At 68.7% G+C, this 19,812-nt stretch carries 14 protein-coding genes; all 14 read right to left on the reverse strand.

Going from position 1 to position 19,812, the window contains the following annotated elements; genetic code table 11:
* Nucleotides 1-58: 58 nt before the first annotated feature.
* On the reverse strand, nt 59-1,183 hold the full coding sequence (locus tag ABS361_07970) for an ABC transporter permease (protein ID XBY46154.1): 1,125 nt from the start codon (nt 1,181-1,183) through the stop codon (nt 59-61).
* A gap of 1 nt (nt 1,184) precedes the next feature.
* Complete coding sequence (rbbA, locus tag ABS361_07975; protein ID XBY46155.1) at nt 1,185-4,010, reverse strand: ribosome-associated ATPase/putative transporter RbbA; 2,826 nt, start codon at nt 4,008-4,010, stop codon at nt 1,185-1,187.
* Nucleotides 3,997-4,989 (reverse strand): HlyD family efflux transporter periplasmic adaptor subunit, encoded by a 993-nt coding sequence (locus tag ABS361_07980; protein XBY46156.1) that lies wholly within the window; start codon nt 4,987-4,989, stop codon nt 3,997-3,999. Before ABS361_07980 ends, rbbA begins: the two co-directional genes overlap by 14 nt.
* Nucleotides 4,990-5,198: 209 nt before the next feature.
* On the reverse strand, nt 5,199-6,701 hold the full coding sequence (gene hflX / locus ABS361_07985) for a GTPase HflX (protein XBY46157.1): 1,503 nt from the start codon (nt 6,699-6,701) through the stop codon (nt 5,199-5,201).
* A 354-nt stretch (nt 6,702-7,055) separates the two neighbouring features.
* Nucleotides 7,056-7,295: an RNA chaperone Hfq gene (gene hfq / locus ABS361_07990; GenBank protein XBY46158.1), complete on the reverse strand. Its 240-nt coding sequence runs from the start codon at nt 7,293-7,295 to the stop codon at nt 7,056-7,058.
* A gap of 223 nt (nt 7,296-7,518) precedes the next feature.
* Entirely contained in the window at nt 7,519-8,382 is an 864-nt protein-coding gene (locus tag ABS361_07995) for a D-amino-acid transaminase (protein XBY46159.1), read from the reverse strand.
* Between the two features lie 19 nt (nt 8,383-8,401).
* On the reverse strand, nt 8,402-9,766 hold the full coding sequence (locus ABS361_08000) for a sigma-54 dependent transcriptional regulator (protein XBY46160.1): 1,365 nt from the start codon (nt 9,764-9,766) through the stop codon (nt 8,402-8,404).
* Complete coding sequence (locus tag ABS361_08005; GenBank protein XBY46161.1) at nt 9,756-12,101, reverse strand: PAS domain-containing sensor histidine kinase; 2,346 nt, start codon at nt 12,099-12,101, stop codon at nt 9,756-9,758. The genes ABS361_08000 and ABS361_08005 overlap by 11 nt, the downstream gene beginning before the upstream one ends.
* A gap of 320 nt (nt 12,102-12,421) precedes the next feature.
* Nucleotides 12,422-13,894, reverse strand: a complete 1,473-nt coding sequence (locus ABS361_08010; GenBank protein XBY46162.1) for a hypothetical protein — start codon at nt 13,892-13,894, stop codon at nt 12,422-12,424.
* 219 nt (nt 13,895-14,113) lie between these two features.
* Entirely contained in the window at nt 14,114-14,764 is a 651-nt protein-coding gene (locus ABS361_08015) for a glutathione peroxidase (GenBank protein XBY46163.1), read from the reverse strand.
* 96 nt (nt 14,765-14,860) lie between these two features.
* Nucleotides 14,861-15,409, reverse strand: a complete 549-nt coding sequence (locus ABS361_08020) for a GNAT family N-acetyltransferase (protein ID XBY46164.1) — start codon at nt 15,407-15,409, stop codon at nt 14,861-14,863.
* 27 nt (nt 15,410-15,436) lie between these two features.
* Complete coding sequence (locus tag ABS361_08025; GenBank protein XBY46165.1) at nt 15,437-16,003, reverse strand: XRE family transcriptional regulator; 567 nt, start codon at nt 16,001-16,003, stop codon at nt 15,437-15,439.
* Between the two features lie 162 nt (nt 16,004-16,165).
* Nucleotides 16,166-17,785 (reverse strand): EAL domain-containing protein, encoded by a 1,620-nt coding sequence (locus tag ABS361_08030; GenBank protein XBY46166.1) that lies wholly within the window; start codon nt 17,783-17,785, stop codon nt 16,166-16,168.
* Between the two features lie 184 nt (nt 17,786-17,969).
* Nucleotides 17,970-19,634 (reverse strand): EAL domain-containing protein, encoded by a 1,665-nt coding sequence (locus ABS361_08035; protein ID XBY46167.1) that lies wholly within the window; start codon nt 19,632-19,634, stop codon nt 17,970-17,972.
* Nucleotides 19,635-19,812 lie beyond the last annotated feature (178 nt).

Genomic DNA, 19,812 nt, shown 5'->3' on the forward strand with positions numbered 1-19,812 from the left:
CGCTCCGGCGGGGTTCAAAGATCGGTGAACCGCCTGCCCTCGTCCGCTGCGCTCGCCCTCACCCCGCCTTCGCCAGCATCGCCCGGAACCGCGTGATCGCCCAGACCAGGAACACCGCGCCGATGCCGGCCATGGTCAGGAGCTGCGGCCAGACCACCGAGAGGCCGGCGCCGCGGTAGAGGATCGCTTGGGCGAACTGGACGAAATAGACCGAGGGCGAGACATGCATCGCCTTCTGCAGCGCGTCCGGCATCGACTCGAGCGGCGTGATGCCGCCGGAGAGCAGCTGCATGGTCACGAAGACCGGGATGGCCAGCAGGCCGAGCTGCGGCATCGAATTGGCGACGGTCGCGAGCAGGATGCCGAGCGAGGTGGTCGAGAACAGGTAGATCGCCGTGCCGGCCAGGAACAGCGGCATCGAGCCGGCGACCGGCACGCCGAGCAGCTTCTTGACCACGATCTCGACCGAGAAGGTCACGACGACCAGGATCACGAGACTGTTGGCGAGCACCTTCGACAGCGCGATCTCGGCGGCGCTGACCGGCATGACGAGCAGGTGCTCGATCGTGCCGTGCTCGCGCTCGCGCACGACCGCCGCGCCGACCAGGATGATCGACAGGATCGTGATCGAGTTGATCACCTGCATCACCGCGTTGAAGCGGGTACCGTCGAGGTTCGGATTGAAATACATCCGCATGGTCGTCGCGATCGGCAGGCGCGCGTCGACCCCTTGCGCGAGCAGATAGGTCGCGACCTCCTGCGTCACGATCTGCTGGATATAGGCGACGCCGTTGCCGGCCTGCGCCATGGCGGTGGCGTCGACCGTGACGCCGATCTCCGGGCGCCGCCCGCGCAGGACATCGGCCTCGAAAGCCGGCGGGATCTCGATGGCGAAGGAATAGGCGCCGTGGTCCATGCCGCGATCGGCTTCCGCCCGCGAGACCTGCACGGGCCTGCGGAAATAGGGCGCGGTCAGCGCATCGGCGAGGCGGCCGGAGAGCACGGAGTGGTCGAGGTCGACCATCGCCACGGCGGCGTTGGAGACCTCGAGCTTGACGCCCTTGGCGACCGTCACGACCGCCGCCGTGAAGGCGTAGACGATCAGCACCATCATCACCGGGTCGGCGCGCAGGCTCCAGAGTTCCTTGACCGACAGGCGGAAGACGTTGAGCACCCGGCGCATATCACGGCTCCTGCTTTCTGAGCCCGACGCAGGCGATCGCGATGAAGACGAGGCCGAAGGCACCGAGCGCCAGATAGGGGCCGATGAAGTCCGTCGGCCCGAGGCCCTTGGCGAAGGTGCCGAGGCAGATGGTCTGGAACCATGCCGCCGGGAAGAACTGGCCGACGATGCGCGGCGCCCCCTCGATCGAGGAGACCGGATAGAGGAAGCCGGAGAAGTTGATCGCCGGGATGATCGTCACGATCGCGGTCGCGAAGATCGCCGCGACCTGGCTGCGCACCATGGTCGAGATCAGGAGCCCGAAGGCGGTCGTCGCCAGCACATAGAGCGCCGCGCCGATCGACAAGGCGATCAGCGAACCGGTGAAGGGCACCCGGAAGAAGAAAACCGCCATCGCGACCAGCGTCGCATAGGAGAGGAAGCCGATCGCCACATAGGGGATCTGCTTGCCGATCAGAAATTCCGGCACGGTCGCGGGCGAGGCTTCGAGATTGGCGATCGAGCCGATCTCGCGCTCGCGCACCACGCCGAGCGCGGTCATCATCGCCGGCACCAGCACGAGCAGCAGCATGATGACGCCGGGCGCAATCGCGTTGACCGACAGGAACGCCTGATTATAAGCGAAGCGCGGCTCCAGGCCGACGGTCGCGAGCTGCACCGAACCCGGGCCGAGCTCGCGGCCGGCGAGATCGGCGACATAGTTCGAGATCACGCCGGAGATGTAGGAGCGCGTGGTCTCGCCGCGATAGGTGTTGGCGCCGTCGACCCAGAACGATACTTCCGGCCGCCGGCCGAGCAGCAGGTCGCGGCCGAACTCGGGCGGCACGCCGATGACGAGCCTGAGTTCACCATCGATCAGCCGCCGGTCGGCCTCCGCGTCGGAACGCGCGGGCGGTTGCTCGACGAAATAGCGCGAACCGGCGAAGGCGTCGATCAACACGCGGGATTCGATCGACTGATCGCGGTCGTAGGCCGCAAAAGGCAGCTTCTCGACGTCGAACGAGATGCCGAAGCCGAAGGCGAGCAGCAGGACCAGCGGTCCGGCGACCGCAAAGGCGAGGCGGACCTTGTCGCGCATGATCTCCAGCGCCTCGCGACGGGCGAAGGCCCAGACCCGGCCGAGCGGACCGAGGCGCGACAGGTGGATCTTCGGCAGATGCCGGTGCGCGGCGCGGGAGCCTTTAGCCTCCGGCGCGGCCCCCGCCGCCGCTGCCGGCGATGGCGCTTCGGCCTTGTCGGCCCCGGCCTCCTCCAGATGGGCGATGAAGGCGGCTTCCAGATCCTCGGCACCCTTGCCCGCGACGATCTCGGCCGGCGTGCCGACCACCAGCACGCGGCCCTGATGCATGAGCGAGATCCGGTCGCAGCGCTCGGCCTCGTTCATGAAATGGGTCGAGACGAAGATCGTGACCTTGTCCTCGCGCGACAGCCGGGCGAGATGGCGCCAGAAGCCGTCGCGCGCGGCGGGATCGACGCCGGAGGTCGGCTCGTCGAGGATCAGCACCTCGGGCTCGTGCAGCAGCGCGGCGGCGAGCTGCAGGCGCTGGCGGATGCCGAGCGGCAGGCTCGAGGGGTAGTCGTCGGCGTGTGCGGCGAGTTCGAAGCGCTGCATCGCCTCGACCACCCGGCCGTGGACGCGCGGTTCCTCGACCCGGTAGAGCCGCGCGTGCAGCACGAGATTGTCGCGGACGGTCAGTTCCTCGTAGAGCGAGAAGCTCTGCGACATGTAGCCGACGCGCATGCGCACGGCCATGTCGCCGGCGTCGACCGGCGTGCCGAGCAGCTCGGCCGAGCCCTCGGTCGCTGGCAGAAGGCCGGTCAGCATCTTCATGGTCGTGGTCTTGCCGCAGCCGTTCGAGCCGAGGAAGCCGAAGATCTCGCCGCGCGCGATCCGAAAACTCACATGATCGACGGCCGTGAAGTCGCCGAACCGGCGGGTCAGGCCCTCGGCGGCGATCGCGATGTCGTGGTCGTCGGCGACGAGCGGCGCGATCGTGAAGGCGCCGGGGGTGGTCCCCTCACCCGCTCCGGCGGTCTGGAGCGCGACATAGGCCTCTTCGAGCGTGCGCGTGCCGGTCTTCGCCAGGATGTCGGCGAGCGCGCCGTCGGCGATGACCCGGCCGTCGTCCATGGCGACGATACGCTCGAAGCGCGCGGCCTCGTCCATGTAGGCGGTGGCGACGAGCACGGTCATGCCCGGCCGATCGGCGCGGATCGCCGCGATCAGCTCCCAGAACTGCCGGCGCGACAGCGGATCGACGCCGGTGGTCGGCTCGTCGAGCACGAGCAGGTCGGGATCGTGGACGAGCGCGCAGCAGAGCGACAGCTTCTGCTTCATGCCGCCGGAGAGTTTTCCCGCCGGCCGGTTCGGGAACGGATCGAGCCCAGTGGCGGCGAGGAGCCGCGCGATCCGCGCCTCGCGCTCGGCCGTGCCGAGGCCGAACAGGCGGCCATGAAAGTCGATGTTCTCGGTGACCGAGAGCGTCGGGTAGAGATTGCGGCCGAGACCCTGCGGCATGTAGGCGATGCGATTGGCGACGACATCGCGGTGGGCACGATCGGCCATCGAGCCGCCGAAGACGGCGATCGCGCCGGCCTGCAGCCGGCGCACGCCCGAGATCAGGCCGAGCAGCGTCGACTTGCCGACGCCGTCCGGGCCGATGATCGCGGTCGAGGAGCCGGTCGGAAAGGTCAGGGTGGCGTCGGCGAGCGCGGCGGTTTTGCCGTAGCGATGCGAGACGCCGGCGACCTCGACCGCCGGCCCCGCATCGCCCGCGCCGTGCGTGCCCTCGCCGATCGCTGCCGCCGTGCCGTCAGGATTTGACATCGGGCAGCTTCGGCTCGAGCCAGGCCGGCCAGGCGGCATCGGGCGAGACCAGAACATAGGCCATGCCGGTCAGGCCGGACTTCACGTAGTCGCGGTAGGTGTCGAGGATCTTGCGATCGACCTGCACCTTGATCCGGTACATGAGCTTCTCGCGCTCGCTCTCGGTCTCGACCGCCTTCGGCGTGAACTGCGCCTCGGCCGCGACGAAGGAGATCCGCGCCGGGATCACGTAATCCTTGGCGGCGTCGAGCACGATGCGCGCCTCGCCGCCGAGCTTGACGCGGCCGGCGTAACGGGTCGGCAGGAACACGGTCATGTAGACGTCGGTCAGGTCGAGCAGGGTCGCGACCTTGCCGCCCGCACCGACCACCTCGCCGGGTTCGACCAGCCGATATTCGACCCGGCCGCCCATCGGCGCCTTCAGTGTCATGTCGGCGATCGAGGCCTCGATCTGGGCGACCTGTGCCTCGGCGACGTCCTTCGCGGCGACGGCGTCGCCGACGGCGGCCTTGGCGGAATTGACCGCGGCGGCGGCGACATCGCGCTGGGCGGTGCGCTGGTCGAGATCGGCCTGCGAGTTGACGGCGCGGTCGCGCAGTTCCGCGGAGCGCTTCAGCACGACCTCGGCGAGGTTCAGATCCGCCTCGCGGGCCGCGACCTCGGCATGGGCGCGGGCGATGCCCTGCACGGCGCGCTGCGCGGTCGCGCGGGCGGCGGCGAGCTGGGCGCGCACCTCGGCCTGATCGAGCACGGCGACAATCGCGTCCTGCGCGATGTAATCGCCTTCGCGGACGCGGATCTCGGCGATGCGGCCGGGAACCTTGGCGGCGATATCGACGCGGTTGACCTCGATCCGGCCGTTCGCACTGGTGATGCCGGCCGGAAGCTTCGATGCTTCGGCCTTGCGCCACTGGTCGAAGCCATACCATCCGCCGGCCACAAGGGCGGCCAGCACCACGGCGACGGTCGCTGCACGCATGAAGGACAACATCCTCTCGACACCAGATCGGCCGCGCGCCTCCGGATTCGGGCGATGCGGCAGGGGTCGGAACGTTTTCGTCCGATCCGCCGTCCAATACCATGAGAATGATCAAGGCCGATGACGCGATGCAGCATCGACGAGCGATCGTCGTCCCGGCGTGGCCGCCGGATCACGGCGACCAGACGGAAGGCGTCAGTCCGTCCCGATCACGCGCGACGGCGCTTCGGCCCGGCCTCGACGATGTAGCGGCCCGCGCGCGACCGGAACAGATCGAGCGCCTTGGGCGGAATGCGCACGTTGAGCGCGACCGTCTCGTCGCGATCCTCGCGGCCGAGCACTTCGGCCGAACGGTAGAGCCAGGCGAGCAATTCGCCCTCGGTCGAGGGCACCGCGAGCCGGAAGGCCGCGCGGTCGCGGTTCAGCCGCTCCTCGACCAGATCGAGCAGGATATCGACGCCCTCTCCGGTCAGCGCCGAGACCGGCACGGTCGCGGGGCCCTCGCCGGCGGCGCGGCCTCCTTCGGCGAGGAGCTTGTCGCGATAGTCCGGATCGAGCCGGTCGATCTTGTTCCAGACCTCGATGACCTTCTCGGCGTCGGTCACGTCGACCCCGAGGATGCGCAGCACCTCGGCGACGTCCTTCGCCTGTGCGGCCGTGTCCTCGTGCGCGATATCACGGACGTGCAGGATCAGGTCGGCCTCGATCACCTCCTCGAGCGTCGCCCGGAACGCCGCAACCAGGGTCGTCGGCAGATCGGAGACGAAGCCGACGGTGTCGGACAGGATCACGTCGCTGCCGCCCGGCAACTTCACACGCCGGAGCGTCGGGTCGAGGGTCGCGAACAGGAGGTCCTTGGCGAAGACGTCGGCGGCGGTCAGGCGATTGAACAGCGTCGACTTGCCGGCGTTGGTGTAGCCGACCAGCGCCACGACCGGATGCGGCACCTTCTTGCGCGTCTTGCGATGCAGCGCGCGGGTGCGCTTGACCGCCTCGAGCTCGCGCTCGAGCTTCGAGATGCGCTCCTGAATGACGCGCCGGTCGGCCTCGATCTGGGTTTCGCCCGGACCGCCGAGGAAGCCGAAGCCGCCGCGTTGGCGCTCCAAGTGGGTCCAGGAGCGGACGAGGCGGCTCTTCTGATAGGTCAGATGCGCGTGCTCGACCTGGAGGCGACCCTCCTTGGTGCGCGCGCGCTCGCCGAAGATCTCCAGGATCAGGCCGGTCCGGTCGAGGACCTTGGCCTCCCAGGCCTTTTCGAGGTTGCGCTGCTGGATCGGCGTCAGCGCATGATCGACGATCACGAGTTCGACCTCGTGGGTCTTCACTAGGTTGCCGATCTCCTCGACCTTGCCGGAGCCGAGCAGCGTGCCGGGCTTCGGATCGGCGAGGCGCACGACCAGGCTCTCGGCGATGTCGAGATCGATGGCACGCGCGAGCCCGATCGCTTCTTCCCGGCGCGCCTCCACCGAGCGGCGCACGTCGGGCGATCCGGCGGCGCCGGCCGTGTCCAGCACGCGCTCGCGGGCCTCGGCGCTGGAGCCGGTGCGCACCGGCACGACCACGATGGCGCGGGTGCGCTTCGCCCGGCGATCGACGCCTTCGCGGCGGCCACCACGGCGGCGCTTCGGTTCGGCTTCGATGGCGTCGTCGAGGTCCAGCCCTGCGGCAGCTTCCTCAGCCCGATCTTCGTCGGCGTTCGTATGATCGACCAAATACCCTCACTCCCGCGCAACCGATCGGGTCCGCGGTTCGTGCGACGTTCCTGCCCGCGCCAAGGGGCCTGTCCACACCAGAGCGGGACCGCCCGTGGACCCGGCAGGGTCGCGCCCGTACGCACCGACGTGCGCAGCAACGCGCGCATCATACGCGCGCTCTCGATCGGTATCGACGGGCAATTCACGGATCGCGAAGGCGGTTCCGCGCCGCCGCGACCAATCACATCCGGATCGACGCGGCGCGGTCGCGCCTGCGTCCGGCGCCTTCGAGGCCGCTCGACCGGATCGACCATGCGCCCGGCTCCCGCGCCAACCCCGCCCCCGGGGCGCCGTATCGGGAGCCGATCGCGATCAGGCCTCTTCGTTCGGCTCGAACAGCTGCAGCGGCGCGCCCGGCATGATCGTCGAGATCGCATGCTTGTAGACGAGCTGCGAATGTCCGTCGCGCCGGAGAAGAACGCAGAAATTGTCGAACCAGGTCACGACACCCTGGAGCTTGACCCCGTTGACGAGAAAGATGGTCAGAGGAGTCTTGTTCTTACGAACATAGTTCAGGAACGTGTCCTGGAGATTTTGTGCGCGGTCCGCCATTTTTGATCGGCCTTTTTTCTCATTAGCGTGACTTACGACTGGGATCCCGGTTGTTCCCGGAAAGTTTTCACCCCGAACGGCCGAGGCTACCCAGGCGTCACCTGCCACAATGATACGGTCAACCTGTTCGAGAGAACAGCCCTCGTATGCAACAGTCACGCGGTCATCGTGATGAAAAATGCATCAACGAGAAATTTCTGTTGTCGTTCAAAGCACTTGACCATCAGATCTCGAGAAATTCCGCAGCCTCGTGAAAGCGACGGCGCAATTCGGTGGCGACGGAACCGGGATGGCCATTGGCAATCGCCGTCTCGTCGATGCGGACGACCGGCATCACGAGCGTCGACGCCGCGGTGATGAACGCTTCGCGCGCGGCCTTGGCCTCGGCGACGCTGAACGGCCGTTCCTCGACCGTCAGGCCGAGGCGGCCGGCGAGATCGAGCAGTACGGTGCGGGTGATGCCGCGCAGGATGCCATGGTCGGCCGGCCGGGTCACCAGCTTGCCGTCCTGGGTCACGATCCAGGCGTTGGTCGAACCGCCCTCGGTGACGTTGCCGGCGGCATCGACGAACCAGGCCTCCTTGGCGCCCTGCTCCTTGGCCGCCTGCTTGGCGAGCACGTTCGGCAGCAGGCCGACGGTCTTGATGTCGACGCGGTCCCAGCGGTTGTCCGGCACGGTGATGACCGAGATACCGGCCTCCGCGGCCTTATTCGCCTTGGCGCGATCGGTCGCGCGCGCGGTCACGACCAGCGTCGGCGGCGTCTCCGGTGCCGGGAACACGTGATCGCGCGGCGCGACCCCGCGGGTGACCTGCAGGTAGAGGAAACCGTTGCGCACCCGGTTGCGGCGCGCGACCTCGCGCAGCACGATTTCCAGCGCCTTGCGGCCCATCGGCGGCCGGATCCGCAGTTCGGCGAGTGACCGGTCGAGGCGATCGAGATGCCGGCGGCTGTCGACGATCCGGCCCTCGAAGATCTCGCAGGCCTCGTAGACGCCGTCCGCGAACTGATAGCCGCGATCCTCGATATGCACGGCGGCGGCGGCATGCGGCAGGTAGCGGCCATTGACGTAGGCGATGCGGCTCATTGGTGCAGTTCCCTTCAACTCAGCCCACGCCGAGCGACTTCAGCTTGCGATGCAGCGCCGAGCGCTCCATGCCGACGAATTCCGCGGTGCGCGAGATATTGCCGCCGAAGCGGTTGATCTGCGCGACCAGATATTCGCGCTCGAAGATCTCGCGCGCATCGCGCAAGGGCAAGCTCATCAGGTGCTCGCCGCCGGTGGTGGTGGGCAGCGCCGGCAGCATGGCTCCGATCTCGGACGGCAGAAGATCGGCCGTGATCACCGCCTCGGCGTCGCCGCGGGTCAGAATCATCAGGCGCTCGACGTTGTTGCGCAGCTGGCGGATGTTGCCGGGCCAGTCGTGGGCCTGCAGCACGGCCATGGCGTCGTCGCCGATCCGGCGGATCGGCAGGCCGGAGGCGCGCGCGATCTGCTCCTGGAAGGTCGAGATCAACAGCGGGATGTCCTCGCGCCGCTCTGCCAGCGCCGGCACGCGGATCGGCACGACCGCCAGGCGGTGGAACAGGTCCTCGCGGAAGCGGCCGTCCTGGATCTCGCGCGGCAGGTCGCGCGCGGTCGAGGAGATGATGCGCACGTCGACCTGCACCTTGGTGGTGCCGCCGACGCGGGTGAAGCTCTGCTCGACCAGCACGCGCAGGATCTTGTTCTGCGTCTCGCGCGGCATGTCGGCGACCTCGTCGAGGTAGAAGGTGCCGCCGTGCGCCTCCTCGAAGGCGCCGACCTTGCGGCCACCCTCGCCGCCCTCCGTGCCGAACAGCTCAATTTCCATGCGTTCCGGCGTAATCGCGGCGGCATTGAGCGCCACGAACGGGCCGTTGGCGCGGCCGGAGAGCTGGTGGATCATGCGCGCGACCAGTTCCTTGCCGGAGCCGGACGGGCCGTTGATCATGATGCGCGAATTGGTCGGCGCGACGCGCTCCACCGCCGAGCGGAGCTGGTTCATCACGGTCGAGGTGCCGATCAGCTGGCCGGCATCGCCGGAGCGCTCCTTGAGGTCGCGGATCTCGCGCCGGAGTTTCGAGGCTTCCAGGGCGCGCTCGGCGATCAGCACCAGCCGGTCGGCCTTGAACGGCTTCTCGATGTAGTCGTAGGCACCGCGCTTGATCGCGGAGACGGCCGTCTCGATGTTGCCGTGGCCCGAGATCACCACGACCGGCAGGTCGGGATGCTGGCTCTTGATCACGTCGAGCAGCGCCAGACCGTCGAGCTTGGAGCCCTGCAGCCAGATGTCGAGGAACACCATGGTCGGCCGGCGCTTCTCGACCGCGGCGATCGCCTCGTCGCTGTTGCCGGCGGTGCGCGTGCCGTGGCCCTCGTCCTCGAGGATGCCCGCGACCAGTTCCCGGATGTCGTGCTCGTCGTCGACGATGAGGATGTCAGACGCCATGGTTTTCGTTTTCCGTTTGTGGCGGGGATGACGGGGATGGGTGCGAGGTGGAGCGCGACGGCGCGGTTCCGGCCTCTGCGCCGACGCCTGGGCGACCGGCGGCCGGCTCGTCGCGATCCGCGGCCGGCAGGGTCATGCGCACCATGGCGCCGCGGCCGCCATGCGCGACGGCGGGCGCATCGACGAGGTCGATCGTGCCGCCATGGTCTTCCAGGATCTTGCGCACGATCGCGAGCCCGAGGCCGGTGCCCTTCTCGCGCGTCGTCACATAGGGCTCGAGCAGTCGATGCCGGTTCTCGCTCGGCAGGCCGATGCCGTTGTCGATCACGTCGATGACGATCTCGCCGTCGGTTCGGCGGATGTCGACCTCGATCCGGCCCTTGCCGCGCAGCTCCGGCGGCACAGCCTCGACCGCCTCGCAGGCGTTCTTGACGATGTTGGTGAAGGCCTGGCGAAGCAGCCGGTGATCGTAGCGGCCGTAGATCGGCTCGACCGGCCAATCCGAGACGAAATCGATGTCCGGCTCCTGCACCGACAGCAGGAACACGCTCTCCTTCAAGGCCTCGAGCACATCGGCGCGCTCGAGCTGCGGCTTCGGCATGCGGGCAAAGGACGAGAACTCGTTGACCATGCGCTCGATGTCGCCGACCTGGCGGATGATCGTGTCGATGCACTGGTCGAACACCTGCCGGTCGTCCTCGATCTTCTTGCCATAGCGCCGCTTGATGCGTTCGGCCGAGAGCTGGATCGGGGTCAGCGGGTTCTTGATCTCGTGGGCGATGCGGCGCGCGACGTCGGCCCAGGCCGAGGAGCGCTGCGCGGTGACCAGATCGGTGATGTCGTCGAGCGTGACGACGAAGCCGGTATGCGCGGCTTCGGTCGTTTCGGAGGTGATGCGGACGATGACGGTCCGCTCCTTGCCGGCGCGGATCAGCGTGATCTGCGCCTGCCGGCCGCGATGGGACGGATCGTCCATCGCCTCGCCGACCGGGCCGACCAGTTCGGGCACGGCGTCCTCGACCGCCTTGCCGAGAAGGTTCGCCTCGCCTGTGTCGAGCAGCGCGACCGCCGAGCGGTTCGCGAGCGTGATCCGGCCGTCGCGGTCGAGGCCGAGCACGCCCGCGGTCACGCCGGCAAGCACGGCCTCGGTGAAGCGGCGCCGGAGGTCGATCTGCTCGTTGGCGTCGATCAGTTCGGCGCGCTGCGAGCGCAGTTCCGATGTCATGGTGTTGAAGGTCTCGGCCAGATGCGCGAGATCGCCCTCCTTGCGGCGGACCGGCACCTGCACCGCGAGATTGCCCTTCGAAACATAGTCCGCGGCGAGGATCAGGCGGCGGATCGGCGCGACCAGCCGGTTCGCAAAGCCGATGCCGATCCAGATCGCCGCGAGCAGGAAGATCAGCGACACGCCGACGAAGATCAGGCCGAAGGCGAGCTGCGCGCCGAAACGGCTCGATTCGAGCTGCGTGTAGTCGGCCGCCGCCTCCTTCGACAGGCCGACCTGGCGCAGGATGCGCGGATCGAGCGGCCGGGCGACGTAGAGGACCATGTCCTCGTAATCCTTGAGCTTCATCACCGCGCCGACCTGATTGGCCTGGCCCGGGCCGATGACGATCGGCTCGTCCTTCTCCATCGCCTGGGTCAGCGCCTCCTGCGGCGGCTGCAAGACGTCCGACCAGCGGGGATCGAGCAGCGTGCGGGTGACGACCGTGCCGTCCGACTTCAAGAGATAGGCAGCCGGGATGCCGCGGATCGAGCATTGGGCTTCGAAAAGCTGATCGAAGCGCGAGGGCTCGAAGTCGTAGACCGATTTCAGCCGGTCGATGTCGGTCGCCATCGCGAAAGTGTCGGCGCGCAGCGCGCGCGCATGTTCGGCGAGGTAGGCCTCGCCGACATTGGCGGCGTTCTCGACGATCGTGCGCGTGCGGCTCTCGAACCAGCGATCGAGGCCCTGGTTGAGCGTGACCGAGGCGAGCACCGCGACGATGATGGCCGGCGCGGCGGCGATCAGGATGAACAGCGCGATGACGCGCCAGTGCAGGCCGGCGGCGGCTCGGCCGTCGCGCCATGCGACCCAGAGGCCGACCAGTTCCCAGGCGATCAGGCCGGTCAGCGCCACCAGGAGCGCGCCGTTCACGCCGAGCGTGACCTGCAGCACATCGGTGGTGACGTCGATCGGCGTCATGCCGGTCAGGATCGCGAAGGACGCCGCTACTGAGATAAGCGCCGCGACGACCGCGACGAGACCCGAGATCCGGACAAGGCGCGAGGATTCTCCGATCGGAGCCGACACGCTGCGCGGGATCGTCAGGATCTTCTCGGCTTCTGTCGTCATGCGGTCGACTTGGGCTCCTGGCGAACGGGTCGCGACGATAGCCGGCTCGCATCGCGGCGCTGGACCGAACCGGCCGCGCAGCGGCGCTGATGCCGATCCGATTCTCTTCCTCGGCCCGAATTGTTGCAAATTTACGGCACTGTGACCAGCAGGGCACAGGCATCCCCACCGAACCGAGGGCCAAGGCCGAGCAGAAACCGGCAGCGCCGATCCGTTATGACGGCCGCCCGGGTGGGGGCACGCCAGCCCCCGGCCGAACGCCCTGATGTCGGCGGTGAGACCGAAGGCGCTACGATCGGTGGCGCGGGGCGAGCCGCGGCTCAGAACCGCCCGACCACCTTGAGGCTCGCGTCGCGGATCGAACCGTCGATCTGCTTCAGCTTGTCGTCGGCGCCGGCGCCCTCGCGCGGCATCACCGAGACGACGAAGAAGCCGCCCTTCTTGCGCGAGAGGATGGTGTAGCGCGAGGCGGTCGGCGTGCCGGTCCGGTCGCAGCCGGTGAAGACATGCGCGACGTCCTGGCGCCCGTCCGCCGCCGGGACGACGCCGGAGGCGAACTGGCCGGTGCAGGTCTGCGAATCCTGCGTCACGAGACTGGTCGCGATCGCCTTCGGATCGGTACCGGGGTTCAAGCGGACCGCGCCGACCAGACCATCGGCGGCGAAGACGACCTCCGCGCCGACCATCGAGGCGGGCGCCTCGGACGGCGGCAGGATGCGATAGCCGGAGATCCCGGCGCTCGCCATCAGGTTCGCCAGCATCACGGTCGCCTCGACGCGGGTCTCGATCGAGCCGCCGGTGACGGCGTCGAGCGCGGCATTGGTCGAGGGCGCGGCGGCCGGGCTCGATGAAGCGGCGCTCGGGGTGGTCGCCGGAGCGGCGGCGGTCTGGACCGGCGTCTGTCCCGGCGTCTGCGGCTGATTCGCCGGCGCGGCGTTCGGCTTCGGCGGCACCGGATCGGGCGCGCGCGCCTCGATCAACGGCGGCTTCGCTGGCGTGGCCGGCGTCGTCGGCGCGGTCTCGATCACCGGCGGCGGATCGATGCGCGGCGGGATCGCCGGTGCGGTCTTCGGTACCTCGATCGCAGTCGGGCTGTCGGGCGCCATGCCCCTGTCGGCGGCCATCGCGCCGATGCCCCAGGCTTTGGCGGCGAAGGTGGCGATCGAAATCCGGCGTGTCTCGGTTCGACCCGGCACAGCTTCGGTCTTGGCGGCCTGCTGCTTCGGCGGCGTCCCGTCAAACGGGTTGCCGGCCTTGGCGGTCGGCGGCACCCAGGTCTCGTAGCGCTTCACGCAGGAGACCAGCCAGGCGAGGCCGTCGCTGGTGCCGTCGAGGCGGAACTGGAACGTGTCGGACGCCGCGCGGATCTCGAGCAGTTCGCCGGCGCGGAAGGCGTTGAACAGCGCGGCATTGTCGGCGAGCGGGATGCCGACCATGGTGCGCGACAGCACCTTCGCCTGCGCATTGAAGGGCTTCAGATCGTCGATGGCGAAGCGGATCGGGTGCACGGCGCCGACGGTCAGCTTCCAGTCCGGATCGACCAGCGCCATCGACCACTCGTACTTCTTGTCGATCGAGAACAGGAGCGTGATGCCGCTCTTGTAGCTGACCGACATGGTGCAGCGGGTGAAGGCGCCGGTCTGGTCGTCGCTATAGGCCCCCGCGGTCCAGTTGCGGATCTTGCGGGCCTCGAGTTCGGCTGCGGCCGCGGGAGACGCGCAGGCGGCGAGACATGCGAGGCCGGCCGCCAAGGCCGTGACCGCCCGCAGGCGATCGGAAACAAAGGGCTTCATCGATCGTGTCCCAGTCGTCTGATCAAAGGGCGCGACCCGGACGGCGGTCGCCCGCCTTGCCCCGTGCCGCTTGTCGCTCGAAACGAGCGCCGGCGGACTGAGCGTCCGACCGACGGATGGCGCGCCGCGCTCGAAATGACGTCGCGGCGAACCTCCGGCGGGACAATGACCGAGTTGGCGGCGCTCGGCAACTGGCCGAGCCGCCGAAGCGATGCGAGATCAGCTCTGGGCGCGTTCCGCGAGTGCGGCCTCGATGGCGGCGATCAGCGTCGGGTTCTCCGGCTCGACCAGACCGCCGTAGCCGCCGCGCAGACGGCCGTCGCGGCCGACGAGGTACTTGTGGAAGTTCCAGCGCGGCACCCGATCCGGGCCGAGCGTCTCGGCGGCCCAGCGATAGAACGGATGCGCTTCGGGCCCGCGCACCACAGATTTCGCCGCGAGCGGAAAGGTCACGCCGTAGGTGCCACCGCAGAAGCCCTTGATCTCCTCGTTGGAGCCCGGCTCCTGGCCGCCGAAATCGTTCGAGGGCACGCCGACGACCACGAGGCCGCGGCCCTTGAACCGGTCGTAGACCGCCTGCAAGCCCTTGTACTGGTAGGTGAAGCCGCAGTGCGATGCGGTGTTGACGACGAGCAGCACCTTGCCGCGCCATTGGGTGAGCGGCATCGGCGCGCCATCGACAGTCTCGAAGGCGAAGCGCCAGGCTTCACCGGGCGTGCCGGCCGCGCGGGCCTCGTTCCGGGGCAGGAACGGTGCCGCGATCGCGCAGAGTGCTGCACCCAGGCCAGCCCGGCGCGTCTGCGGCGACCGCACGAAGCTGGCGAACCGGGACCAGGCGTTGGCAGATCGATCGTCGGGCCTGTCGGACATGGGAGCCGCCTCCTTGGCTGTCGTCCTTCGTCACACAGTGCCACTTACGAGGCCGGGCGGGAATCGGTTTCGTCCGCGTCCGTCGCAAGAGCGGCGTCAGGCGGCGGCGCCGATCCGCTTCCAGTAGAGGAGCGTGCCGGTCAGCCCGCCATGCGGCTTCAGCGCATAGTCGGGGATCTCGCCGGCGAGGCGGAAGCCGAAGCGCTCGTAGAGCGCGGCGGCGCCGCCGTCGCTCGCGGTGTCGAGCACGATCAGCGTTCGACCGGCCGCGACCGCCGCCGCTTCCGCCGCCTCGATCAGGGCCGAGGCGACGCCGCGGCCGCGCGCCGCGACGCGCGTCATCATCTTGGCGAACTCGGCGCGGTGCGGCTGGTTCGGCGGGCAGTCGAGGAGCAGCGTCAGCGTCCCGACGAGCTGCCCGCGCTCGAAGGCTCCGAACACGACGCGCTCGCCCCGATCGGCGGCGGCGAGCGAGCCGGTCCAGAAGCGTCGGGCGTCATCGCGCTCGAGCGGATGCATGAAGCTGACCGAGCCGCCGTGTGCGACGACTTCGATCAGAAGGTCGCTCAGGGCTTCGAGGATGGCGGGATCGGAGCGCAGCGCGCGGATCTCGACGGCGGAACGGGTGATCTCGGCAGCGGTCATGATGATGTCTCCGGCGGACCGGTTCGGTCAGTTGCGGGCGAGTGCCACGACATAGAGGCAGGGTGCGTCGGTCTCGTTGGCGAAGACAACGTCCGAGGGCGGCCCGAAGCCGAGGCAATCGCCGGTGCCGACGCGGGTGGTCTCCGGCCCCTCGACCACGGTCAGGGTGCCGGCGCGGACCCAGACCACCTGCCGGATCCGGGCATAGGACGAGGCCGGGATCGCGACCCGGCCGCCGGCCGGCATCTCGACCTCGACCAGTTCGACCGGATTGCCGGGCCGGCTGTAGATCTGCCGGCGCACATAGCCGGTTTCCGGGTCGCGCCAGAGCGGCTGGTCGGCGGCGCGCGACAGGCGGTCGTCCCCGCCCTCGACGCGCAGCAGGAGACCCGCCAGCGTCAGCTCGAACGCGCTCGCCAGCCTGAGCAGGATGGTCGCGGTCGGGCTCATCTCGTCGCGTTCGATCTTGCTGATCGTGGCCTTCGAAACGCCGGACCGCTCGGCCAGATCGGCGAGCGACCAGTTGCGGGCCTCCCGCTCGAGCCGGATGCGACGGGCGATGGCAGGGCCGGGATCTTCAACTATGTTTGACATTCGTCTCTTATACGAGACGATCCGATCGCGGGCAAGAGGCCGCGAAGCGAGGCGTGAAGGATCGCCGGGGCGTCTAAGGGGGCGGCGCTAGGGGGCAGCCGTTCGGGGGCGGTCGGCGACGGAACCGGAGCGATCTCCGCGGGTCTCGGGGCCGGACCGTGATCAGGCCGCCTGCCGGTCCTCGGGACCGCCGGCTTCGGCGGCCGGCGTGCCCTCGCCCTCGCCGAGCAGCGCGCTCGCGAGTTCGATGAACATCTTGCCCGGCAGCGGCGGGGCGAAGATGTAGCCCTGCGCGGCGGTGACGCCCTTTTCGCGCAGACGCTGGAGCTGGTCCTCCCGCTCGACGCCCTCGGCGACGATGCCCATGCCGAGCGAATTGGCCAGTTCGACCAGCACGTCGACGATGGTCGAGGCGCCGAGGTCGGTGCCCATCGCGTCGATGAACATCTTGTCGATCTTCACGATGTCGATGCCGAGCTGCTGCAGGTAGGCGAGGCCGCCATGGCCGGTGCCGGTGTCGTCGAGCGCGACACGGCAGCCGAGCACGTGCATCTCGGCGATGATCTTGCGCGCCTTGTCGATGTCGCGCAGCGGGTAGCGCTCGGTGACCTCGAAGACCAGCTGATCGTAGGAGATCCGGCCACCCTCGAAGATCGAGACGATGTCCTCGAGGATGCGGCGGTCGTCGAAATGGCCGGCGAACAGGTTGATCGAGATCTTCAGCTCCGGGTGATCGCCGAACAGCGGCCCGAGCTCCTCGCGCGTCTTGCGCATGAGCTGCCGGGTCATCTCGAACACGTGGCCGGAGGTCTCGGCATAGGTCATGAATGCGCCGGGCGAGACGACCTTGCCGTCGGGCTTCACCCAGCGCACCAGCACCTCGCAGCCTTCGATGCGGCCCGTGTCGATATTCATGACCGGCTGGTAGAACGGCTTGAACTCCTCGCGCTGGAGCGCGGTCAGGAATTCGTCGTCGACTTCGGCGACCGGGCGGAAGAACATCCAGAACACGATGCCGCCGAGCACCACGCCGGCGGCCATGGTGGCGACCGAGAGTGTGATCTCGAGCGGTGTGACCAGTTCCAGCACCGCGGCGGCCGGAACCTCGACCATCACCTCGACCGGGAAAGTCGCGGATCGGGCGACCGCGCGAATCATCTCGCCGTCGCCCCCGCCCGAAGGCGACTGGCCGATGGCGACCCAGGTCTTCGAACCGTCGATGGTCACGACGACATGGCGCACGACGCGCAGATACTCGGGGCCGGGATCGAGATCGAGCGCGGCGGCGGCGACCTCGGCCACCAGCCGGGCGCCGTTGGCCGACCGCCACGCCACCATCAGGGTCCCCGGCGCGGCGTCCGTGACCCTTTCGGGATCGAGCAGCGTCAGCGTGACCTGCCGATCACCTTCGGCGACCGGCGGCAGCACGGCGCCACGCCGGGCCGCGGGCGCCGGGTAGAGGCACATCGCATAGCCCTGGCGATCGACCACGCCGAGGCGGCGCAGAAACTGCGAGCGGGCGGTCGTCTCGCCGAGCAGGACCAGATCGTTGGTGGCGCAGGAGCCGCCATTGCGCCGGTCGACATCGCGCAGCGCGCTCACGGCCTCGGCGAGAATGCGTTCGGCGCGAACCAGATAGCGATCGGCGTTGGAGCGCATTTCCTCATTGCCGAACCGCATGCCATAGGCGCGCAGAATCATCTTGCCGACGACCAGCGGCGCGAGCGCGATGGTTACGACGGCCAGAATGGCCAGCACGAAGTTGACTGTCTTCTTCGGCACCGATCGGATCCGGACAAAACCTGGTCCGACCTTGGATGAATTCGGTAAACGCCCGATCAACAAATATGACCGAAGGCGACGAAAGGCCCGATCGGCACGGCGCTGCGCCGCATCCGGGCCGAGACAATCGGCCGGCAGAGTTCAAGCTGTGGAAACAGGCGTGCGGCGGTCGCGCCCCGGATGATCAGGCGGCGCGCGCGCGATCGCGGCCGATGGCGCCAGCGGCGGTCGGCCAAGGCCGCGCCGCGCCCTCCCCGGCCGGATCGCCGGACGACGCCCCGCCGGAACCCGCGGTCGTGGCGCGATCGATCGGGTCCATGCGCTCGAGCAGGTCGAGGTACGACTTCGTGCTCAGCGCCGGCGCGAAGACGTAGCCCTGCGCCTGTTCGACGCCGCGCTGGCGCAGATAGTGCACCTGATCGAAGGTCTCGACGCCCTCTGCGATGACCAGCATGCCCATGCGGCGGCCGATGTCGATCAGCGCGTCGACGATCGGGGCACTGGTGGTCTCGGCGTCGATCTGATCGATGAACAGCTTGTCGATCTTGATGACGTCCATGCCGAGCTGCTGCAGGTAGGCGAGCCCGCCGTGGCCCGTGCCGGCGTCGTCGAGCGCGACCCGCGCGCCGAGGTCGCGCAGCCGGCGGATGATGACCTTGGCCTTGTCGATGTTGGGCAGCGGCTGGCGCTCGGTGATCTCGAACACGAGCTGGTCGTAGCGCACGCCAGCGCCGTCGAAGATGGTCTGGACGTCCTTGACAATGCCGAGATTGTCGAAGTGGTCGTCGAAGAGGTTGATGCTGACCTTGAGCTGCGGCCGTTTCTCGTAGGCGGCTGCGAGCTCGTCGCGGGTCTTCTCCATCAGCGCGCGCGTCATCGGGATCGCGAGGCCCGTCGCTTCGGCAAGCCCGATGAAGGCGCCGGGCGAGACGATCGTGCCGTCGGGCTTGCGCCAGCGGATCAGCACCTCGCATCCGGCGAGGCGGCCGTTCTGGATGTCGATGACCGGCTGGTAGAACGGCACGAACTCGCCGTTGCGGATGCCGCGTTCGATCTCGCTGGCGGGGGACGGCGGCTGCGTGGTCAGGTGGAAGATCAGGCCGATCATGACGAAGCCGACCGCCGCGGCCGCGATGTTCACGATGCTGCGGAGCTCCTCGACATCGTGGAGATATTCCGCCAGCGGCACGGCCAGCGTCACCTCGAGCGGAAAGCGCTCCGACTTGCGCGCGTCGCGCACCCAGCGGACGCTGTCGGACAGGGCCACGAGATCCTCGTCGGTCTCGCGGGCGACGTGACCTTCGCGGATCTGCACGAGCATCGTGCCGTCCGAGAGCTGGATCCGTACCAAGCCCGCCTTCGCCAGATGCGGCGGCAGATAGCCGGCCGCGAACCGCGAGGACGACACGAAGGCGGCGAAGGCGAGCGTATCCGGCGGCGTGCGACGCATGACCCGCACCGCCGAATAGGGCGGATCGACGAACCGCACCGCCGCTATCTGAATGTCGGTCTCGCCGGCGTCGAGCACGGACGACCGCACCTCGACGCGACGCGAGATGCCCAGTGGATCGCAGACCACCTGCCCGACCGGACCGACGATCGCCGTCGACTTGACGCCGTTCAGAACCAGCGTCCGCGACAGCATCGCCTCGCGTTGGGCGGGCGCGCAGAGCGTGGCGCCGTCGTCGAAGGACTGCGACAGGTCGTCGACGAGGCTCGCGGCGCTCGACAGATGGCGGTCGGCCTGCTCGAGCAACACACCGGAGACAGCATCGAGATCGGCACGGGCCCGATCCAGCGCGGTCCGGTCGAGCATGGCGTTCAGCGTCACCAGGACGAACGCCAGCACGGTCACTCCCGCCAGGGGTATGATCCACCGCCGAACCGACACCGAATCCCGTCCTCTCGAGACCTGCTCCACCAAGTCCCGAATATGCCGCACAGGTTAATGGTTCGTTAACCATACCGATGCACGTCGTGGGGCGGGCTGCCTCAGGCATTGCGATTTTGCACTTGCGTCCGGGAGG

Source organism: Ancalomicrobiaceae bacterium S20 (assembly GCA_040269895.1).
Classification (GTDB): Bacteria; Pseudomonadota; Alphaproteobacteria; order Rhizobiales; family Ancalomicrobiaceae; genus Methyloraptor; species Methyloraptor flagellatus.